The 2,599-nt window shown below is 56.5% G+C and carries 4 protein-coding genes; 3 read left to right on the forward strand and 1 reads right to left on the reverse strand.

The window, feature by feature from the left end:
- The 3 genes from ACESMD_RS00440 to ACESMD_RS00450 form a co-directional block, all read left to right on the forward strand.
- On the forward strand, positions 1-117 hold a 117-nt coding region (locus ACESMD_RS00440), incomplete at its 5' end, for a PLP-dependent transferase (protein ID WP_372609335.1).
- A 112-nt stretch (positions 118-229) separates the two neighbouring features.
- Complete coding sequence (locus ACESMD_RS00445) at positions 230-781, forward strand: cytochrome b (protein WP_372609332.1); 552 nt, start codon at positions 230-232, stop codon at positions 779-781.
- Positions 782-852: 71 nt separating this feature from the next.
- Entirely contained in the window at positions 853-1,437 is a 585-nt protein-coding gene (locus ACESMD_RS00450) for a YceI family protein (protein WP_372609333.1), read from the forward strand.
- A gap of 101 nt (positions 1,438-1,538) precedes the next feature.
- Here ACESMD_RS00450 and ACESMD_RS00455 read toward each other — a convergent pair whose 3' ends face one another.
- On the reverse strand, positions 1,539-2,333 hold the full coding sequence (locus ACESMD_RS00455) for a 2OG-Fe dioxygenase family protein (RefSeq protein WP_372609334.1): 795 nt from the start codon (positions 2,331-2,333) through the stop codon (positions 1,539-1,541).
- Positions 2,334-2,599 lie beyond the last annotated feature (266 nt).

Consider the following 2,599-nt stretch of genomic DNA (forward strand, 5'->3'; position numbering starts at 1 on the left):
TCCGATGATCAGAAGGCGTCTGCCGGCATCACCGAGGGGTTGATCCGAGTGGCGGTGGGGCTTGAATCCCTCGATGACATTCGCCTCGATCTCGCTCGAGGCCTGGATGTCCTTTGATCGCCATTCCCCAGCTTTTTTGAATGATAGGTTCGGCTTTTTTCAGCGGATGCCCTGCGCACGGTAGGGTATGGTGTTCTTCGTCGCCAGACCTTCATCGAGGAGCCCTGACATGTGGCGCAATACCCGCTCCGGCTGGGGCGTCATCAGTATCGCCTTTCACTGGCTGAGCGCCCTGGCCATCATCGGCCTCTTCATACTTGGTTGGTGGATGACCGGTCTGGGGTACTACGACAACTGGTACAACCTGGGCCCTTGGTGGCATCGCTCGGTGGGGATGCTGTTGCTGTTCGCGACCCTTCTGCGGTTGTCATGGAGCCTTTCCCAGTCGACGCCCGTGGCACCGGGGCATCGCCTGGAGCGTCTCGCCGCACACCTGGGGCACATTGCCCTCTATGCAATGATGTTACTGGTGATGACGAGCGGCTACCTGATCTCCACGGCCAAGGGCGATGGTATCAGTGTCTTCGGCTGGTTCGAGGTACCGGCCATGCTCAGCGGTCTTCCCAACCAGGCGAGTATCGCCGGTGACATTCACTGGTACGCCAGCCTGACGTTGATGATCCTGGCGGCCGGCCACACCCTGGCGGCTCTCAAGCACCATGTCATCGATCGTAATGACACTCTGGTTCGCATGCTCGATCCGAGAGTGTCTCGTCGCTGAATAGACGATTGATGACGAATTGAGCGTAAGAGAGCGTTATTTAAAAAGTTATCTTGAAAGGAGCGTTAAAGATGTTCAAGAAAACGGCTGTTGCTACTGCGTTGACTGCCTGTGCCCTGGTACCCATGGCTCAGGCACAGGCCGACGATTATGTCGTGGATACCGAGGGTCAGCATGCCTTCATCCAGTTCAAGGTCAATCACCTCGGCTATTCCTACATCATCGGTCAATTCGAGGAATTCAGCGGTCAATTCAGTTATGACCCCGAAAACATCGAGTCGTCCAGTGTCGAGTTTGACGTCCAGGTGAGTAGCCTGAACACCAATCATGCCGAGCGTGACAAGCATTTCCTCAGTGAGGATTTTCTCGAGGCAGACAAATATCAGACGGCGACCTTCACCTCAACAGGCTTCGAGCCGAACGGCGATGACGAAGGTATCTTGACGGGGGACCTGACACTCAAGGGCGAGACCCGCGAAATCGAGATGCCGGTGACGCTGGTGGGAGAAGGCGAGGATCCCTGGGGGGGATATCGTGCCGGCTTCGAGGGCAGCACCATGCTGACCATGGGCGATTTCGGCATCGATATGAGCGACTTTCCGGAAGTGATGCATGAACTGGAACTGCATGTCACCTTCGAGGGCGTCCGTCAGTAATCTTCTTGACGATGACTCCCTGAAAGCTGCCCGATACTACCAAGACGCCCCCGGATATCCGGGGGCGTTTGCTTCGCTAGGTTTTAGGTGTGTTTACAGCTTCAACGGGTCTCATTGAGCACTGCCTCCGGGAAGTGGCGACGCAACATCCGATTCTGGAAGTCGTCCACGAAGCGGCTGTTGATGATGATGATGAACCGCTCGAAGGGAGCCTCGCTGTCGAGCTGCTCGATCCCGTCGACGCTGTGGAAGAGCCTGTCGTCGCGCAGGTGAAGAATATCACCCGGATCCATGGTGATATCGACCAGGGATTGCGTGCCAGCCTTGTCACCGTAGAGGTGATTTTCGGCACCTTCCACGTTTTCCCGATTGAGGACCAGGATGCTCAGGGCCTTGCAGCCATCGGCATGAATCCCCTGTCCTTGGAGGGGATCGATGCTGCCCTCTCCGCGAACCCCGGTGATCTGCATCAGGATGGGTTCACGCGCAGCGATATTCCACAGCCTTGCCCAGGCCCGAACGAAGGCCTTCACATCCGGGCGTGCCATGAATTCCCGAGTCAGCGGATCGTAGTAACGCAGGCGGTCGGCCATGCTCTCCGCGTCGTTGAAGGCACCCCCCTGGGCCATGGGGCATTGGCCCATGGCCTCGACATCCCCCTGGTCATTCAGGGCGAGCCAGGACATCCGCTTCCACCGCTGGTTGACATAGGGGTCCCGCGGAAGGTCGGCGGTGAACCCCTGCCAGGCGGTCAGGTCGATTTTCTCCCGAATATCGGTTTGTGCCCAATTCTGTTGCTTCAGCGCCTCGGTCACTTCCGGGTTCCAGTAGTCGGCGAGTGAGTCGGCAGGCATGGAGGTGAGGTCGAAACCGTGCTTGAGTGTATCGAGTTTCATGATGGTATTCTCCTGTTAACTGGGCGCAATTGCCCGGTGTTGACGGTGTGAAAACGCGGTCAACAGGATAGAAATGCAAAGATCTGCAATGATATGTCAAAGGAATGTACCAAAAAAGTATGATTTTTCCTGATTAGCAACGATCGTCAGCCCGGCTTTCCTTTATGGCGGCGAGCGCTATACTGTACATATGTATATGTATAGCTTACAGATGGAGAATGACGCCATGGCCATGAACCCCATCCAGTTCCAGCCCGGCCTGTCGA

The sequence above is a fragment of the Halomonas sp. genome, assembly GCF_041689495.1.
Classification (GTDB): domain Bacteria; phylum Pseudomonadota; class Gammaproteobacteria; order Pseudomonadales; family Halomonadaceae; genus Halomonas.